Raw genomic sequence first — 16848 nt, 5'->3', positions numbered from 1 at the left:
CCGTCAAGTTAGGGTGACAAAAACCGACCACTAACTTAAAGGACGGCATAAAACACAAATACAAATTAACAATATTTTACTCGATTTATACTTACTAATCTTCTTGATCTTTAAAAAATCGAGGTAATAGCCTGTTTTTGAAAATTTAAAAAGACTTTGTACATTAAGTTCATCTAAATAATTTTAGTCCCATTATTCTAAAATATTGCTCCCCTCTCTCATCCCCTCCCTTACGAAGCAGGGCGTTTTCATTCTCAAAAATGTCAGTTTCTCAAAATAGCTAATCGTCCGAAATTCAGAGGTTTTTAATTACTAACAAATCAATTAATAGTAAAAAATCCTCCTGTCTCCCTGAATCTCCCCCCTTTTTAAGGGGGGTTGGGGGGGATCATCCTTATATTGTCTCCTTGTCCAAAACAAATAAATTTTGATCCTGACAATGAAAAAACCCTACTTACGAAGGGGAGGCTAGGAGGGGTTGGGGGTTTCAGAATTGTTAAGTTTTATTTCGCCTACAAAAACATTCATCACAGGGTGGAGAAATTGCGAAGAAACCATTTTTGTTCATTATTCAACACAAATACAAATACAAATGAAAATAGAAAAATTAATCATTGCTATGGGGGGGATGATTATCTTGCCCCCAGCGCCCCTCACCGCCCAAAATTTAGCTGTAACTACCATTACCGCCATTGATTTAGTCAAAACCAATGGAGAATATTCCCTACAACTAACCAGCGATAACGAGGGATTGTTAACGCCTCTGAGTAGAGTAGAAGGAGAAAGATTAATTATCGAAATCCCCCAAGTTCGACTCGGTGAAGGAGTAAATCGACAATTTATCCCCGATGATATTGATTCTAACCTTGCCTCAGTCAGTATCATTGCCATAGAAAACGAAACCATCAAAATTGAAATTTGGGGCAAACAAGGCGCACCCCAAACAGAAATTAAAACCATACCACAAGGAATAGTTTTCAATATCAATGAAAATAATATTTTGGCAGAAGAAGAAATCCAGAATATTGAAATTATTGTCACGGGAGAAAATGAAACAGAATCTTTACGGGAAATTATCCCCCAAGCGCAACTACAACGAGAAGAAATCTTAACGCGCCCTTCCCTTTTTCTTGGAGATATAATCAAACAATTACCCGGCGTAGTCATGACAGGAAACCCCGGAGAAGATAAATACGTGCGCTTGAGAGGCTTAGGTAAAGAATTTACCCGTTTGCAAATTGACGGCGTTACCTTACCCGATACTGGGGAAAAAAGAGAATATCAAATCGGTAGCTTTCCCTCCCTTTTTGTGGATCAAATTAATATTATTCGTAATAGTAGTGCCGAATTTGAAAGCGACGGTATTGCTGGGAGAGTTGCCGTAGAAACTGTGCCTATTCCCAATTTAGGAGAGTCAACTTTTCAAGGTAAAATCGGCTATGGTGGCAGAAACTCCCTCGCCAACGGCTTATTTGACTCTGCCTTAGTATATGGTGAAAGAAAAAGCGAAAACTTCGGTTTTATCGGCGGTTTAGGTTATTCCCGCAATCCTTTAGATATTAACAAAATTAAAACATTTTCTGATGGCGAAGTGGAAACCGAAGACGAATTTAAAGATCAAACCTATCATAATGCGTTATTAAAACTAGGTTATTTTTATCCTCAAGGAAGCATCACTTTTCAACCCTATTTCTTTTCTTTACAAGAATTGAAAGAGATAACGATAATCAATACAACACCACCTAAAAATGGTGGAGACGCGCCGAAAATTAACACAGAAATCGAAAGGGAAGATAAAAATAAAGATAATTGGGGTATCGCCTTCAATAATAATCACCGATTTAACAATGGTATGACTTTAGATAGTCAACTGGGTTATTTTACCACCATTGAAACCAAAGATGAAAATAAAGAAAAACTAAAAGATAATCAGGTTGATAAAACAGAATTAGAACTAGAATCGAAAGAAGATAGTATCATTAATTTTACCAGCGCCCTCACCATACCCATAAACGGCGGAGTGCGCCAAGAGCTTAAAATCGGTACAGCTGTTCGCCTTCGGGATCGTTTTCGGGATAAATCGAGACTAGAAATTGATAAAAATGGCAACGAAAAAGATAAAACTGAAGCCGAAGATAAATATAACTTAACCGAAAATTATTTTGCAGGATTTATTCAAAATCAAATTTTCTTTAACGATACCTTTAGTATCCTGCCCGGTGTTAGAGTAGAACACGTTAACTTAAACGCCGAAAGTGGTTCAAATGATAATAACCCGAGCAAAAAATCTATCACCGATATTTTACCATCCATATTTTTTCTTTATGAACCCAGAGCAGATTTAGCCTTTAACTTAGGTTTATCTCGTAGCTTAAATCGACCAGAATTTGATGAATTAGGTCCTTTTATTAGTGACAAGGACGATCGTTTTGTCATTGGAAATCCTGAATTAGACCCAGCCAGAGCTTGGAATTTAGACATAGGAGCTACTTATAAAAAAGAATATTTTAATCTAGGTATTAACTTTTTTAATAAATGGATTACAGGAGTATTAGAAGAAGAAATAACCGATCAAATAATTGATGGTAAAGACGTTTTTAAAGTCCAAAATGTGGGAGATGGTACATTAACAGGGGTAGAATTAGAACAAGAAATTAACTTTGGTTTTACAGGGGTAAAAGCCTTAGAAGGTTTAACTTTGTGGGCAAATCAAACTATTATCGGTTCAGAATTAAACGATCGCAATGGTGTTTCTCGCAGTTTTCAAGAAGTACCCAATTTTATTTCTAATCTCGGTTTTAACTATAACTATGAACCATCAGGCACTCAAGTCGCCTTATATTGGAATTATGTCGGCGACAGTAGCACCCTAGAAGCTGACGGCACGATTACAAATATACGGGCGAAATCTGCCATTAACCTTAGTTTAAGACAAAAGATCAGTGATCAATTTAGTTTATTTTTTGATATTTATAATTTAACCAATGAAACCTCAAAAATAGAAGAAGAAATCGAACCAAATGGCGAGAGTAGTATCGGAGAAGAAAAAGGCGGACAAAGTATTTTATTTGGAGTTAACTGGAGATTTTAATTAATGGCACTTTTTTTGAAAAAAAATCCACTTCCCCCTAATTTAGTTAGGATTGGTAAAGACTTATTTAAACTGCTGTGGATTTATCCGGGATGGATGATTGCCGCCATTTTATCTACCGTTATCGTCTCCGCGCTTGAACCAACTAAAGCATGGATGAGTAAAAGTTTTCTTGACGATTTAAAGGATAATAGTGATCTCAATATCAGTGATTCTTTACATGAATATATCATTAAATTTGGGGGAATATTTCTAGCTTTAGCATTACTAAATTTTGGCGATAAAATTATTGATAAAATATTTGAAACAAAAATGATTTTATGCTTACAAAGAACTTATTTAGAAAGGAGAAAAAAAGAAGAAACAACCGAAGATATATCTCGTATATTATTTGATTGTAGTAAAGCAAAACCAGCTATTGATGTAATTCATAAAGATGGCTGGAAAATTGTTTCTCAAGTTATTTCTGTTGTTGTTTGGCAAGTTAACCTTGCTCCTGAATGGATACCAGCCTTATTAATTGCTGTTTTACCTCCCATGTTTATGGGATTTATTTTTAGTAAATTCATTCAACAGGCAAGTTTAGAAATGTTAGAAACACAACAAGAAATTGCTTCTTCTACCAGTAAAGATAAAAATGTAGAATTTGCCAGACATCAAGACTCATTTTTAAAGCAAGTCATGAAACTAGAAATGTTTAAACAAGGTACAGAAGTTCTAGTGGATTTTTTGACATGGTTTGGTTTATTTATTTTAGTAATTGTTGCCACTATTTTACCTATCGATATTCTTCCCCAAGAAATTACCGCCGGTGATTTAGTTTTATTTTGGATTAATCTTAATTTATTGTCAAAACCATTAGGAGAGATTGCTAAGGTTTATAATAAAGCCAGAGAATCTTATCCAGCTTTAACAAGGGTTTTAACTCCCTTATAAATAATTTTTTGGGTTAATTTTTTTATTCGTAGGGGTTGAATATCATTCAACCCATATAGGTTTAAATTTTTTAACCCATATAAAACCTTAAAAGATTAATTATTAAAGAGATAAAAAAATAAATTATCAATATGAAAAAAATTGCTCTAAAACTTCATAAAATATTAGGTTTAAATTTAGCTTTAATAATAATATTTATCGCTTTAACTGGTAGTTATTTAGTTTGGGATAGGGAAATTAACCCTGTGATTAGAAATGAAGTTAATCAAGTTATCATTGACGATAATAAACCATTTTTAGGATTAAGTGATATTAGAGATATTATGGTTAATGATTATCCTGATAGTTATTTGAAAAAAATTATTATCCCTAAAGAAATCAATCAATCTTATCGTTTAGTTGTCCATAATGTGAATGATATTCGTCAAGATTTTTACCTTCACCCTCAAACAGGAGAAATACTCCATATTTACCAAAGAAATCATACTTTTGATCCTATTTTGATTAAAATTCATACAGAGTTATTAACTGGTATAACAGGAAAAATTTTACTTGGTTTAGTGGGAATTAGTTTATTTTTGTTAACAATTACTGGTTTATGGTTGTGGAATGGATGGCAAAAATTAGCCATGGGTTTTAAAATTCGTTTTGGCTCAAAATGGCGTTTATTAAATTATGATTTACATAAAGTAATTGGTATTTTATCCTTAGTTTTTGTGGCTAATTTTGCGGTGACGGGCGCTATTCTAGCTTTAGATAAACCGATTAGAGATTTAATGTTTTCTCCTGCTGTAAAAACTGATTTAGCGGAAATCATTACTACTGATAAAAGTAATAATTTATTATCTTTAGAGTCAATGTTATCAACGGCAAAAAAAGAGATTGTTAACGGTAAGTTTACGGAGGTAAATTTTCCTACTGATTTAGAAAAAGGAGTAACTTTTCGTTTTAAATTAGCCAATGATATTACCCCTCAAGGCAAAAGCACAGTAACGGTTAATCCTTATAATGGTAATGTGACTATGGTAGATGATTTTAGTCAACAGTCTTGGTATAACCAACTTAAAGCCTCTGTAAAGGTGTTACATTATGGTACTTTTGGCAGTGTTTTAGTGTTGATTTTTTATTTTATTTTAGGCATTATTTTAGCTAGTTTAGCTTTTACTGGTTTTAGTTTATGGTGGGGAAAAATGTTAATTTATCTAAGCCAAAATCTACGCCAAAATTAGTTGTTAATAAATCATTAACGACTAATAATTAGGGTGCGCTGAATAAAATTAGAGCCTATAAATATAAAGAGTTTTGAACCATTGACATCGCCGTGTAATAAATTTCACTGCTACCGTGATGCCGTTTAATAAATTAAACTCTTTCATTTTCCACTTAACCCAGTGTCTTTCTGCCCACTATATGAGTATAAAATTATCTAAGTTCAATTCATTGAACGTTATCCATTAGCCGTGTAATTCATTACACGGTGGGTAAATTACGAAGAGATAATCTTTTATATAGTCATTTTAAATAACAATGAAACAGTTTTCTATTACTAATAATTATCGCAAGATATTCAATGGTGGGCGGTTTATCACTCTACAAATTTTTTAACTTGTTTCAATCTTAATTGAAATAACTATAACAGATTACTAGAATATGATATTAAACTTTTATTTTGCCATCGTTTATTGTTGGGTTACGCTGTCGCTAACCCAACCTACAAACTTTAATTTTTTACTAGTAACAATATGATGTTTATTTAAGTTTCTAAATTCCAAATATCTTTTATTTCTGCTAATTGATTTTCATAACTAAAATGTTCCCAAATAATTCCGTTAACATCAGTATCTTGAGTAAATTCCGTTGCTTCGTCATCTTCCCAATCTAAGTTTCTTAGGCTACCCGGATGACAATTATAATCAACTCTAAGGGAAAAATTGATGGTTGGAGTGCGCCATAAAGCATACTCATTATCAATGATGATAGTAGGTTTTACTGATAAACGTTGATTATATTCTAAAATACTTTCATGGAGGTTTTGGGTTGATAAGGCAAGATGAATTCTTTTCATGAAATTAAAAGTTTATCCCATTTTAAAAAAGTTTAACACAAATACAAATAAATAATATTATGCAAAGTAATTTTATTCGCAAAATAGCGGAAGGAAAACCAAAAGATTTCACAATTGAAGCTAATAGCTTTAGTTTAATTAAACATTTTAGTAGTTATTTATTAAAATATAAATTACTGCTTTTTATTGGTTCTATTTTAATTTTTATTGGTTCTTTTATTCAAGTTTTAATACCTCAAATTACCCGTTATTTTATTGATGTTATAATTCCTAATAAGCGCTTTGATTTAATTCCTTGGTTGGGGGGAGGAATTGCTATTACTGCTTTAATTATTGGTGGTTTAAATTTTGCGAGAAGTTATATTAGTTCTTTAGTTGGACAAAGAATAATTTTTGATTTGAGGGCTAATTTATATGAACATTTACAATATTTATCCCTTAGTTTTTTTGAGAATCAACGTACAGGGGCGCTGATGGGTAAAGTCATTCAAGATGTAGAAGCGGTAGAAAAGTTAATTACTACTGAAGTGGTGGAAATTATCGCCGAAATTTTTACTTTTGTGGTGGTGGTTAGTTACCTTTTTTATGCTGATTGGAAGGTAACAATTTTAATTTTAATTACTTTGCCTATAATGATTTATTTAACTCAGGTTTTAGGTAGTACTATTCGCTCTGCTTATTAAAATATGAGAGATCGCAAAGCAGAAATTTATAATCATTTACAAGAAACTTTCACTAATGTTAAATTAATTAAAGCCTGTGCTAATGAAGGTTATGAAATTAATCGTTTTTCTGACTTAAATGAAGAAAATAAGGAAGCTAATTTAAAGGCGGTATTTCTTTCTTCTTCTTTTTCTCCTATTGTCGATTTTATGAACTATTTAGGTTATATTATTGTCCTGATTTATGGTTCATGGGAGGTGATGAAAAATCAGCTTACCGTTGGGGAGTTAACGGCATTTTTAGCTTATCTTAATCAGATTAATCAACCGGTAAAACGTTATAGTAAAATAATTCATACTATTCAAAAAGGTGCCAGCGCCCTCCAACGTATTTTTGAAACTCTGGATACGGAAACAGAAGTTAAAGAGAAAGAAAATGCGGTAATTTTACCAGAAATTAAAGGAAAAATTAAACTAGAAAATATTACTTTTAATTATGCCCAAAGTAATCATATTTTAAAAGAATTTAACTTGACTATTGAAGCAGGAAAAACAGTGGCTTTGGTTGGTACTTCGGGCGCTGGTGAAAAATCCCCGTTTTTTAATTCTTGATGAGGCGACTTCTTCTTTGGATACAGAGTCGGAATTTTTAATTCAAGAAGCCTTAACGGAGTTATTAAAAAATCGTAGTTGTTTAGTAATTGCCCATCGTTTAAGCACTATTAAAAAAGCTGATAAAATTGTGGTTTTAGAAAAGGGTAAAATTGTGGAAATGGGTACTCATGATCAACTACTATTAGAAGAAAAAAGATATGCCTATTTCTATCAAATGCAATTCCCTATTAAGGTTTGCATTTAGACTCCAACCATAGCAGATAAAATGCTGGTAAACAGCGCCCTCCCATCGGTAAAGCCCAACATGGCATCACTTGCCCTCTCAGGGTGAGGCATCATACCCAAAACATTACCCTTTTCATTAGTAATTCCAGCGATGTTACCACAGGAACCGTTAGGATTACCAGAAGAATTGATTTTTCCCTCACCATCACAATAACGGAAAATAATTTGTTGATTATCCTCTAAGGCTTTTAAGGTATCGTCATCGGCAAAATAATTACCCTCACCATGGGCAATGGGTAAAGATAACACTTGCTGACATTGATAATTATTTGTCCACACTGAGTTATTATGTTCTACCCTAACAGGCACTTGATCGCAAATAAAATGTAAGTCTCGATTACGCACCAGCGCCCCTCGCAACAACCCTGACTCTGTCAACACTTGAAAACCGTTACAGATACCTAATACATATTTACCAGCTTGACCATGAGCAATAATACTATTCATCACGGGGGAAAAACGAGCGATAGCGCCACAACGCAAGTAATCGCCGTAGCTAAAACCACCCGGTACAATTATCACATCAAGATCACTAATATCCGTTTCCTGATGCCATACCATACGGGTAGGTTGATTTAAAATGCCTTCTGTCACCATTGCCACATCACGATCACAATTTGAGCCGGGGAAAACAACTATACCAAATTTCATGATTATTCCTCCACCGCAGTTAATTCAAAAGAGTAGTTTTCAATGACGGGATTAGCCAATAATTGATCACACATTTGATGTAAATTCTTTTCGGCTTCCTCACGGTGGAGGGCGCTTAAATTCATTTGGATATATTTCCCGATTCTTACCCCTTCTATCCCTTCATAGCCTAACTGATGTAAACCTGATTCTACTGCTGTTCCTGCTGTATCTAATACTGAATTTCTCAAGGTTACATAGACGCGCGCTGAATACTTTTTCATAACAAATCACTAAGCAGGATCATTTAATTAGCGCCCTTCATCCTATCATTAAAAGGGCAAAGGTTGAATGAATTATGAATTATGAATTATGAATTATGAATTATAATCCTTCTCCCTTTCTCCCCTTCTCCCTTTCTCCCCTCCCCAATTATTGCTAAAGAGGTTGAATGGGGCTACCATCCCTAATTTTGAGAATCCCAGCCGTAACCACTTCATCTCCCACTTCCAAGCCACTGATTACCTCGTAAGTGTTACCCTGAATTGTGCCTAATTCTACTTGTTTTTGTAATGCAATCAATCCTTCCCCTTCCTCTGCAGGTTGCGCCACAAAAACGAAATTTTGTCCCCCAATCCTAGAAATAGCGGTGGTAGGCACTGTCACCCCTGTAGTTTCTGACCAAATTATGCGTGCGCTGATGAATTGACGGTTTAAAAATCCTTCTCCGTTAGGAAAATTTGCTTTAGCTAAAATTAACTGGGAATCAGCCGAAACATTGGGAGAAATAAAGCTGATTTCGCCTTCACTTAAAGGATTTCCTTCTTGGTCTAAAATTTCTACAGGTAATCCTAAACGCAATTGGGGGGCGCTAGACACGGGTACAGATAAATTTAGCTCTAAAAGGTCATTTTGAGTTAAATTAGTCAAATTATCCCCATTTTGGACATACTCCCCAATTTTTACAGGAATATCACCCACAATGCCATCGATGGGCGCCCTCACCACAGCTTTATCTAACTCTGATTGAAGACGCGCCACATTGGCTTCAGCTTCACTAACATTTGCCCTCGCTTGGTCAATGGTTTCACTTCTTGCCCCCGCTTCTACCCGATTGAGGTTTTGTTGAGCCTGTTCGACTTGTGCCTGTAATTCCCCTAAATTAGACTGTCTGCCTTGTTTGAGTTGACTCAAACGGCGTTGGGCTTGTTCTACCTGCGCCCTAGTGCTTTCCGCTTCCGTTTTTAGGGCATCGAAACGATCTTGGGAAATTGCTCCTTCTTGCACCAATACGGTATTACGTTTAACCCTCTCAGTGGCTAAATTCGCATCCGCTTGAGCTTGTTCTACTTGGGCTTGAGCTTGGGCGATTTCTTCGGGGGATGCCCCTTCCCTAGCGTTATTTAATCTAATTTCTGCTTCCTGTAAGGCGGCGTGCGCCACCGCTATATCCTCATCTCTGCTTCCTGCTTCCAATTCTGCTAAAGTGGCAAGGGCGCTGGTTAAACCGGCTTCTGCTTGTCTTAACTCCGCTTGTAACGTTTCACTGTCAAGGGCAAATAACTCCTGCCCGACACTGACAGTATCCCCTTCTCGCACAAAAATATCTGTAATGCGCCCGTCAATTTCTGGTCTTAGTGCTACTGTTTGACTAGCAGAAAAATTGGCTAAAACTTCGCTGGAAATTTCGATGGTTTCCGATCCCACCGCCATTAACTCAACTCCTGTAGGGGGCATTTGTGCCATTACTTCTTGTGGCTGATTGGCTTGATTATACCAGTACCAACCCCCTGCAAAAACTCCTCCTATGAGCAATATACCGCTACTGATACCCAGCCAATTAGTTTTTTTGACATTTTTGGTCTCTTGGTCTTCGGAAGTGTCATCTGGGCTGGTCACTTCTTCTACTTGGTTCTGTAGTTCTGACATTGTTTTATTGACTTTTGCTCACTGTTAACAAATGTTACCTAATTTTAGCTATTTTTTTACAAAATGACATCTATATAGGGCTTGATGAAAAAATGGAGATATTGACATGATACTCCCACCATCAAATAAAAGATTGTGATGAGGGATTCTTACCTCACAGACAGTTAACTAGACTAATCCAATTTTGATTAATCCCCGTTAGTACGTCTCCGTAAGTAATTTGATTCACGGTATGCTCTACCGCAATTAATCCTCTATTTCTAATTAGGGTTTGCTGAATAAATCAAAACTCTTGTCTAATAAAGGTTTTAAGCAGAAAAAAAGCCATAAAAAGTGTCAAAAATACTCTTTTTCGCTAAAAAATCTGTGTTTCTGGTATTGGAATCAAAAATAATTGATACACAATAGCAATTTATGGAGAATGATTATTACGGCAAAGTCTTTGATTTATAAGTATTTCACCTGAAACCTGATACCTCCCCTCACCAAAATACTTTTTCAGCAACCCCTAATTACCTCTGCACATACCACATCTCTAGGTGCAGTATAACCACAATACGATTAAGAATTGCTATATTATCCTTTTGCTTACATTTAAGTTAGGATAGACAAGCTATATGATCAGTTATTTAAAAGGTAATTTAATTAAAGTTATTCACAGTCATAATAAACGAATTTTTCTAATTTTGGAAGTGAATAATATTGGTTATGAGGTTCAAATATTTTCTCGTTTCGCTCGTGATTTAGAAACAAAAAAAAATCAAGATATACAAATTTTTACCCACTTACAAATTAGAGAAGATCAACAAATATTATATGGCTTTCAAAGCCCTGCACAAAGAGATTTATTTCGTCAATTAATCAATGTATCAGGAATCGGAGTACAAAGCGCCCTCAACCTCATCGATACATTAGGGTTAGAGGAATTAGTACAAGCAATTGTCACGGGAAATACTAGAATGTTAGCAAAAACCCCGGGAGTGGGACAAAAAACCGCCGAAAGAATTGCCTTAGAATTGAAAACAAAATTATCTCAGTGGCGCTTGGAGGCAGGAATTAACTTTGCAGATGGTAATACCCCCCCAGCGCCCTCCATCCTAGCTGATTTAGAAATGACCTTACTGGCACTAGGATATACAGAGGAGGAAATCCAACGGGCAATTTCTGTGATCAGCCAAGATAGTTTATTATGTAAAAATCCATTAGTAGAAGAATGGATTAGGGGCGCTATTACTTTTCTTTCCAGTGATATTTAATAGTGCAGAAAATATTTAGCGTTGCTGAATCAAGGTATGAAGATAAAAAATTAATAATCTGGAATATTTACTATTTAATAGTTTAGCCATCTTAAATAAAGACGAATCATACTCGAGATCAGCAACGACCATTTATGATACATTTAAAAGAAACTTTTTTCCTATAATAAAACGGACACCAAAAAGAGCCCTCCACCGTAACCGAGAATTCCTTTCAGTGTTTCTAATACCCCCTGTCAATAATTATTTTTAAATAATCTGTTGCAAAAGAGTTTGATTGATCACAGTTTGATAACCGATACCTTGTTTTTCCGCCTCTTTTTTTGCCCAAGCTAATACTTCTGGATGAAGCCTAATTGATATTTGTTCATATAACTCATTTTCATCCTTAGCAGGTCGTCCACGCTTTCTTAGTTTAAGATTAAACTGAGATGCAATAGCTTTTCGGAACTTTTCATTTTCCTCTGGTGTAACTTGCCTTGCCCTTTCAAAAGGGAATTCAGATTCCTTCTTCATATCTTTGACGCTCCTTTTTTGTTGCTTTTCTGGCACTAATAATTCTGAATACTTCTTGACGGACGGTGAATACAACTACTAAAATTAAACCATTTTCTGATTCACCCATTGCCCATTCTCTTTGCTCTTTTTGTGAGTGTTTTATGTCTTCAGTAAAAAGTAAATAAGGGTCTGCAAAGATTGTAACAGCATCTTCAAAAGTAATACCATGTTTAAGAAAATTAGATTCAGCTTTATTTTTATCCCAATGGAATCGCATTTATAGTCTATACTAAAAATGTTTATTTAGACAAGTTTACATTAAATTTACCCCAATCAAAAAAACTACTTTTTTAGATTCCCCTCGGATTAACTCCACTACGTTGAGAAATACCGACATGAAGCTAAGTGAATACTTCTAAAAAATTAACAAAATTTTTATCATATCTAGTATTAAAATACAATATGTAGCCAATCTACAACTGTGATCATGGAATGGCGATTTGTCCCAATTGTAAAATTACATTTTCAACAGAGGTGGATGCAACTTTTTACAAGTGTCCCAGTTGCGGGACAGAAATGTGCTAAAGCTCATGACAATTAAAGACACCAAAAAGCGCCCCCCACCGTAGCAGAGAGCGCTTTCTAGTTATTATTTAATTTTTAATCCGATTAGAGATTAACCGTTGATTACAGGAGCAGAAACTGCTTCAGCAGAGGCTAAATCTAAGGGGAAGTTGTGAGCGTTACGTTCGTGCATTACTTCGATACCGATGTTAGCGCGGTTTAATACGTCTGCCCAAGTTCCGATTACATGACCTTGACTATCTAAGATAGACTGGTTGAAATTGAAACCATTTAAGTTGAATGCCATGGTACTTACACCCATTGCGGTGAACCAAATACCAATTACAGGCCATGCACCTAAGAAGAAGTGTAACGCGCGGCTGTTGTTGAAGGAAGCATATTGGAAGATTAAACGACCAAAATATCCGTGAGCAGCTACGATGTTGTAGGTTTCTTCTTCTTGACCGAATTTGTAACCATAGTTCTGAGACTCAGTTTCAGTGGTTTCACGAACTAAAGAAGAAGTTACGAGAGAACCGTGCATTGCAGAGAATAAAGAACCACCGAATACACCAGCTACACCCAACATATGGAAGGGGTGCATTAAGATGTTGTGTTCAGCTTGGAATACAAACATGAAGTTGAAAGTACCAGAGATACCTAAAGGCATACCATCGGAGAAAGAACCTTGACCAATGGGGTAGATTAAGAATACTGCAGTCGCAGCGGATACAGGTGCAGAGTATGCAACACAAATCCAAGGACGCATTCCTAAACGGTAGGATAATTCCCACTGACGACCCATGTAGCAGAAAATTCCGATTAAGAAATGGAATACTACTAATTGGTAAGGACCACCGTTGTATAACCACTCATCTAAGGATGCAGCTTCCCAAATAGGGTAGAAGTGTAAACCGATAGCATTGGAGCTAGGTACTACAGCACCAGAGATGATGTTGTTGCCGTACAATAAAGAACCAGCAACTGGTTCACGGATACCGTCGATATCCACAGGAGGAGCAGCTACGAAAGCGATTAAGAAGCAAGTGGTTGCAGCTAATAAGCAAGGGATCATTAATACACCGAACCAGCCTACATATAAGCGGTTGTTGGTAGAGGTGATCCACTGACAAAACTGCTCCCAAGTGGAAGACCGTTGTTGTTGTAATGTGGTAGTCATCTTTTATGATTTCTATATGATTTTTCGAGGTACAATTAAGTGATTTCTCACTGTATTCATAATAATATACTACTAAGTAAAGTTTTGTCAAATATTCTAAGGAAAATATTTTTTATATTAAATATAAGTTTTAATTATTGATTATGAACTATCAAGAGACTATCAAGGTCAAAAGTAGCCCGAAGGCTTTACATAAAATTACAGCCCAAGTTCAGCAGGTGGTAAGTCGTTCGGGCATTAGCACGGGTTTATGCACTGTCTTTATTCTACATACTAGTGCTAGTTTGATTATTCAAGAAAATGCAGATCCAGATGTGTTGACGGATTTAACGGTTTTTTTTGCTAAACTTGTTCCTGAGAATTTGACTGATTATTTGCATAGTGCGGAGGGCGCTGATGATATGCCCTCTCACATTCGCTCAGTTTTGACCAATACTTCTGAGAATATTCCTGTTAATCAAGGTCGATTGTTATTGGGTACTTGGCAGGGGTTATATTTGTGGGAGCATCGGGCGCACTCCCACCAACGTCAAATCGCCATTAATATACAGGGAAATTAGCCCATTTGGGATTGTATATAGTTTTGTAAACCAATCTTATCAATTAACCCTAATTGTTTTTCTAACCAATAGGCGTGATCCTCTTCTGTATCTGCTAACATACCAAGTAAGAGGTCTCTGGTGACGTAATCTTGTTCAGCTTCACAGAGGGCGATAGCTTCCTTTAAATTACCCACTACTTCATACTCAACATCAAGATCATTTTGTAACATTTCTGAAACAGTCTTACCGATTCTTAGGTCATCTTGATCCGATAAATCGGGTGTACCTTCCAAAAATAAGATACGCTTAATTAAAGAGTCAGCGTGTTGGGTTTCGTCTTGCATTTCATGGTTAATGCGTTCATATAATTTGTTTAAACCCCAATCTTGATACATTCTGGAGTGGGTAAAATATTGATCTCTGGCTGATAATTCTGTGCGTAGAAGTTTTTGCAGTTGTTTGATAACTTTTTTGTTGCCTTTCATTGTTTCCTCTATGATTAATAATGTGTGAAAATTTAAAGCATGGATTGTAAGAAGTTTTCTAATCCCGAATTGGTAATTAACCATTGTTGGCTTTCAATCCAATCTATTTGTTCTTCGGTTTCTTCTAATAATTCGGTGAATAAGTCTCTGGTGACGTAATCTTGTTGAGTTTCACAAATACTAATGCCACTGCGCAGGTTTTCTGCCATTTGTGTGGTTAGATTTAAGTCGTTTGTTAAAATTTCGGGAACATCTTCCCCTATTAATAAACTGCCTAAATCTTGCAAGTTTGGTAATCCTTCGAGGAAAAAAACGCGCTCAATAATTTTATCGGCTTGTTTCATTAATTTGATGGAGTAGCGATATTCATATTCATTGAGACGATTTAACCCCCAATTTTTGCACATTCTGGCGTGTAGGAAAAACTGATTAATTGCGGTCAACTTATACTTTAAAATATTATTAAGTTGTTCTTTAATTTCTTGGTTGCCTTGCATAATTTTCCCCGTTTATTACCATTTCATCATATCTCATTCTCAATTAAACAGCAACTTCAAACCTTCTATTCATATATATTCTCTCAATTATTTTTTGTTATTGATAATTGTTATTGACAATAAGAAGATAAATTATTATTTGATAATTTTTCTTCTTTCCCTCAGCCAAAAATCATGGCTTAATTAATCAAAGGAGATAATCATATTAATTGTTAAAACAATAAGTAGTTTTGAGAGGGACAAAAATAATGGTGTTAGATTAAAAGTATGTTGAATCAAAATCGGAGTTTAAGATATGATTCGTCTTTTAGTTGGTATTTTAGTGTTTGTAATCAATAAGGTGTATGCCCAGCGCCCGTATCCGAGGTTTTATGTATTGGAAACGGTGGCTAGAGTGCCTTATTTTTCTTATCTGTCAGTATTACACCTCTATGAAACCTTAGGTTTTTGGCGTAAAGCTGATTGGTTAAAAATCCACTTTGCTGAGTCATGGAATGAATTACACCACCTTTTAATCATGGAATCTTTAGGAGGTTCTAATTTTTGGGTAGATAGGCTTCTCGCTAAAACTGTTGCCTTACTTTACTATTGGATTGTTGTTGCATTGTATGTGGTTTCCCCCGCCTCTGCCTATCATTTCATGGAATTAGTGGAAGAACACGCCTACGAAAGTTATGATAGTTTTTTGACTAGCCATGAGGCAATTCTCAAAACTCAAAGCGCCCCTCCCGTTGCTCTAAACTATTACCGTGACGGAGATTTGTATATGTTTGATCAGTTTCAAACTTCCCACCCCGGTGAAGTGCGCCGGCCAGCAATAAATAATCTTTACGATGTATTCGTGGCTATTAGAGATGACGAAATGGAACACGTTAAGACCATGGTAGCTTGTCAAAATCCTACTGCCCAAAATAGTTTCCATAGCCCCCATACTCTCATTGCCCAAGATTTACCCCTCATTAATACTGAAAAAGAAGTACAAAACGAAGTAACTAGAGTTTAATTAATTTTACTGACGTTACGCACTGATTCAAATGTTACGTTAAGGGAGGTTTCAGGTAGCAGGTTTCAGGTTTAAAACCCTTCCCTCCATAGACTCTTGTACAACAAAAAGATCAATAAACATAAGTTTCTTGTCAATTCTTTAACCTAATACCTGACACCCGACACCTGACACCAACAATTAATTCTATATTTTGCGTAACATCAGTGGCAATATTGCTCCAAATGTTGATATTGGTTAAATCATAATTCTGTAATTTATTAATGTATTTTTCCAACTATTAAAATTACGCCAATCTTCATGCTCTATTCTTTTTTCTTCCTTATTTTCATCACTCTTTTCCTTATTTATTAATTGTTTAATTGGCTTAGTTTTTAAGCTAATCATCCAATAAACACTATTAATTATTTCCCACCACTTTACAATGTCTTTTCCTTTCGTTAAACGATAATCTGTCCAACCTAATTCTTGTTTACACTAGCGAAATCCGTACTCCACCCATGTAAGCTAAGACGCATTGATATGGTATATAATTTGGGTTAGAAAAGATAAAACTTAGGTGTAATTGATGCCTTACAAAAATTTTTTGTCAGAGGAAGAGAGAAAGTAT

Annotated in this window: 18 protein-coding genes; 9 read left to right on the top strand and 9 right to left on the bottom strand. The window is 35.4% G+C overall.

Annotated features, from left to right (window positions below):
* Nucleotides 1-592 precede the first annotated feature (592 nt).
* The 3 genes from IGQ45_10320 (at nt 593) to IGQ45_10310 (ending at nt 5256) form a co-directional block, all read left to right on the top strand.
* On the top strand, nt 593-3091 hold the full coding sequence (locus tag IGQ45_10320) for a TonB-dependent receptor (GenBank protein ID MBF2057591.1): 2499 nt from the start codon (nt 593-595) through the stop codon (nt 3089-3091).
* Nucleotides 3092-3094: 3 nt separating this feature from the next.
* Nucleotides 3095-4027, top strand: a complete 933-nt coding sequence (locus IGQ45_10315; protein ID MBF2057590.1) for an ABC transporter ATP-binding protein — start codon at nt 3095-3097, stop codon at nt 4025-4027.
* A gap of 131 nt (nt 4028-4158) precedes the next feature.
* Nucleotides 4159-5256 (top strand): PepSY domain-containing protein, encoded by a 1098-nt coding sequence (locus IGQ45_10310; protein MBF2057589.1) that lies wholly within the window; start codon nt 4159-4161, stop codon nt 5254-5256.
* A 524-nt stretch (nt 5257-5780) separates the two neighbouring features.
* On the opposite strand, the gene IGQ45_10305 is transcribed toward IGQ45_10310, so the two are convergent.
* A complete protein-coding gene (locus IGQ45_10305; protein MBF2057588.1) occupies nt 5781-6092 on the bottom strand; it encodes a hypothetical protein in 312 nt (103 codons plus the stop codon).
* 59 nt (nt 6093-6151) lie between these two features.
* On the opposite strand from IGQ45_10305, the gene IGQ45_10300 reads away from it, so the two are divergent.
* Genes IGQ45_10300 through IGQ45_10290 form a run of 3 tightly spaced genes read left to right on the top strand, consistent with a single transcriptional unit; the run spans nt 6152 to nt 7613 of the window.
* The gene (locus IGQ45_10300) at nt 6152-6775 is read left to right on the top strand and encodes an ABC transporter ATP-binding protein (protein ID MBF2057587.1); all 624 of its coding nucleotides are present in this window, start codon (nt 6152-6154) and stop codon (nt 6773-6775) included.
* A 3-nt stretch (nt 6776-6778) separates the two neighbouring features.
* On the top strand, nt 6779-7366 hold the full coding sequence (locus tag IGQ45_10295) for an ABC transporter ATP-binding protein (protein ID MBF2057586.1): 588 nt from the start codon (nt 6779-6781) through the stop codon (nt 7364-7366).
* Complete coding sequence (locus IGQ45_10290) at nt 7335-7613, top strand: ABC transporter ATP-binding protein (protein MBF2057585.1); 279 nt, start codon at nt 7335-7337, stop codon at nt 7611-7613. Before IGQ45_10295 ends, IGQ45_10290 begins: the two co-directional genes overlap by 32 nt.
* Here IGQ45_10290 and purQ read toward each other — a convergent pair.
* From purQ to IGQ45_10275, 3 genes are all read right to left on the bottom strand, one after another.
* The gene (purQ, locus tag IGQ45_10285) at nt 7610-8305 is read right to left on the bottom strand and encodes a phosphoribosylformylglycinamidine synthase subunit PurQ (GenBank protein ID MBF2057584.1); all 696 of its coding nucleotides are present in this window, start codon (nt 8303-8305) and stop codon (nt 7610-7612) included. The two genes, IGQ45_10290 and purQ, sit on opposite strands and share 4 nt — an antisense overlap.
* 2 nt (nt 8306-8307) lie before the next feature.
* Nucleotides 8308-8568 carry a phosphoribosylformylglycinamidine synthase subunit PurS gene (purS, locus tag IGQ45_10280; GenBank protein MBF2057583.1) on the bottom strand — a complete coding sequence of 87 codons (261 nt, stop codon included), beginning with the start codon at nt 8566-8568 and terminating at the stop codon, nt 8308-8310.
* A gap of 154 nt (nt 8569-8722) precedes the next feature.
* On the bottom strand, nt 8723-10213 hold the full coding sequence (locus IGQ45_10275; protein ID MBF2057582.1) for an efflux RND transporter periplasmic adaptor subunit: 1491 nt from the start codon (nt 10211-10213) through the stop codon (nt 8723-8725).
* 617 nt (nt 10214-10830) lie between these two features.
* Here IGQ45_10275 and ruvA point away from each other — a divergent pair.
* Nucleotides 10831-11469, top strand: a complete 639-nt coding sequence (gene ruvA / locus IGQ45_10270) for a Holliday junction branch migration protein RuvA (GenBank protein ID MBF2057581.1) — start codon at nt 10831-10833, stop codon at nt 11467-11469.
* 249 nt (nt 11470-11718) lie between these two features.
* Here ruvA and IGQ45_10265 read toward each other — a convergent pair whose 3' ends face one another.
* The 3 genes from IGQ45_10265 to psbA all read right to left on the bottom strand — a co-directional run bounded on the left by IGQ45_10265 (nt 11719) and on the right by psbA (nt 13711).
* Entirely contained in the window at nt 11719-11985 is a 267-nt protein-coding gene (locus tag IGQ45_10265) for a BrnA antitoxin family protein (GenBank protein MBF2057580.1), read from the bottom strand.
* Nucleotides 11969-12244 (bottom strand): BrnT family toxin, encoded by a 276-nt coding sequence (locus IGQ45_10260; protein ID MBF2057579.1) that lies wholly within the window; start codon nt 12242-12244, stop codon nt 11969-11971. Before IGQ45_10260 ends, IGQ45_10265 begins: the two co-directional genes overlap by 17 nt.
* A gap of 399 nt (nt 12245-12643) precedes the next feature.
* Nucleotides 12644-13711 carry a photosystem II q(b) protein gene (psbA, locus tag IGQ45_10255; protein ID MBF2057578.1) on the bottom strand — a complete coding sequence of 356 codons (1068 nt, stop codon included), beginning with the start codon at nt 13709-13711 and terminating at the stop codon, nt 12644-12646.
* Between the two features lie 143 nt (nt 13712-13854).
* On the opposite strand from psbA, the gene IGQ45_10250 reads away from it, so the two are divergent.
* Nucleotides 13855-14271: a YjbQ family protein gene (locus IGQ45_10250; GenBank protein ID MBF2057577.1), complete on the top strand. Its 417-nt coding sequence runs from the start codon at nt 13855-13857 to the stop codon at nt 14269-14271.
* On the opposite strand, the gene bfr (IGQ45_10245) is transcribed toward IGQ45_10250, so the two are convergent.
* Nucleotides 14268-14738, bottom strand: coding sequence for a bacterioferritin (gene bfr, locus IGQ45_10245; GenBank protein MBF2057576.1), 471 nt, complete (start codon nt 14736-14738; stop codon nt 14268-14270). The genes IGQ45_10250 and bfr (IGQ45_10245) overlap by 4 nt on opposite strands.
* 32 nt (nt 14739-14770) lie before the next feature.
* Nucleotides 14771-15235 carry a bacterioferritin gene (gene bfr, locus IGQ45_10240; GenBank protein MBF2057575.1) on the bottom strand — a complete coding sequence of 155 codons (465 nt, stop codon included), beginning with the start codon at nt 15233-15235 and terminating at the stop codon, nt 14771-14773.
* 295 nt (nt 15236-15530) lie between these two features.
* Here bfr (IGQ45_10240) and IGQ45_10235 point away from each other — a divergent pair, with 295 nt between their 5' ends.
* Nucleotides 15531-16238, top strand: coding sequence for a plastoquinol terminal oxidase (locus IGQ45_10235; protein ID MBF2057574.1), 708 nt, complete (start codon nt 15531-15533; stop codon nt 16236-16238).
* The last annotated feature ends 610 nt before the right edge of the window (nt 16239-16848 follow it).

The sequence above is a fragment of the Cyanobacterium sp. T60_A2020_053 genome, from assembly GCA_015272165.1.
Lineage (GTDB): Bacteria > Cyanobacteriota > Cyanobacteriia > Cyanobacteriales > Cyanobacteriaceae > Cyanobacterium.
Note: the sequence above shows the minus strand (reverse complement) of the source record. Positions and strands in the feature narration are given on the sequence as shown.

Excerpts from the sequence above, each read along its gene's own strand:
- purS (MBF2057583.1), bottom strand. The coding sequence starts at position 8,568 with ATGAAAAAGTATTCAGCGCGCGTCTATGTAACCTTGAGAAATTCAGTA.
- IGQ45_10250 (MBF2057577.1), top strand. The coding sequence starts at position 13,855 with ATGAACTATCAAGAGACTATCAAGGTCAAAAGTAGCCCGAAGGCTTTA.
- IGQ45_10260 (MBF2057579.1), bottom strand. The coding sequence starts at position 12,244 with ATGCGATTCCATTGGGATAAAAATAAAGCTGAATCTAATTTTCTTAAA.
- IGQ45_10235 (MBF2057574.1), top strand. The coding sequence starts at position 15,531 with ATGATTCGTCTTTTAGTTGGTATTTTAGTGTTTGTAATCAATAAGGTG.
- bfr (MBF2057575.1), bottom strand. The coding sequence starts at position 15,235 with ATGCAAGGCAACCAAGAAATTAAAGAACAACTTAATAATATTTTAAAG.
- IGQ45_10300 (MBF2057587.1), top strand. The coding sequence starts at position 6,152 with ATGCAAAGTAATTTTATTCGCAAAATAGCGGAAGGAAAACCAAAAGAT.
- IGQ45_10265 (MBF2057580.1), bottom strand. The coding sequence starts at position 11,985 with ATGAAGAAGGAATCTGAATTCCCTTTTGAAAGGGCAAGGCAAGTTACA.
- purQ (MBF2057584.1), bottom strand. The coding sequence starts at position 8,305 with ATGAAATTTGGTATAGTTGTTTTCCCCGGCTCAAATTGTGATCGTGAT.
- ruvA (MBF2057581.1), top strand. The coding sequence starts at position 10,831 with ATGATCAGTTATTTAAAAGGTAATTTAATTAAAGTTATTCACAGTCAT.
- IGQ45_10315 (MBF2057590.1), top strand. The coding sequence starts at position 3,095 with ATGGCACTTTTTTTGAAAAAAAATCCACTTCCCCCTAATTTAGTTAGG.
- bfr (MBF2057576.1), bottom strand. The coding sequence starts at position 14,738 with ATGAAAGGCAACAAAAAAGTTATCAAACAACTGCAAAAACTTCTACGC.
- IGQ45_10295 (MBF2057586.1), top strand. The coding sequence starts at position 6,779 with ATGAGAGATCGCAAAGCAGAAATTTATAATCATTTACAAGAAACTTTC.
- IGQ45_10310 (MBF2057589.1), top strand. The coding sequence starts at position 4,159 with ATGAAAAAAATTGCTCTAAAACTTCATAAAATATTAGGTTTAAATTTA.
- IGQ45_10305 (MBF2057588.1), bottom strand. The coding sequence starts at position 6,092 with ATGAAAAGAATTCATCTTGCCTTATCAACCCAAAACCTCCATGAAAGT.
- IGQ45_10275 (MBF2057582.1), bottom strand. The coding sequence starts at position 10,213 with ATGTCAGAACTACAGAACCAAGTAGAAGAAGTGACCAGCCCAGATGAC.
- IGQ45_10320 (MBF2057591.1), top strand. The coding sequence starts at position 593 with ATGAAAATAGAAAAATTAATCATTGCTATGGGGGGGATGATTATCTTG.
- psbA (MBF2057578.1), bottom strand. The coding sequence starts at position 13,711 with ATGACTACCACATTACAACAACAACGGTCTTCCACTTGGGAGCAGTTT.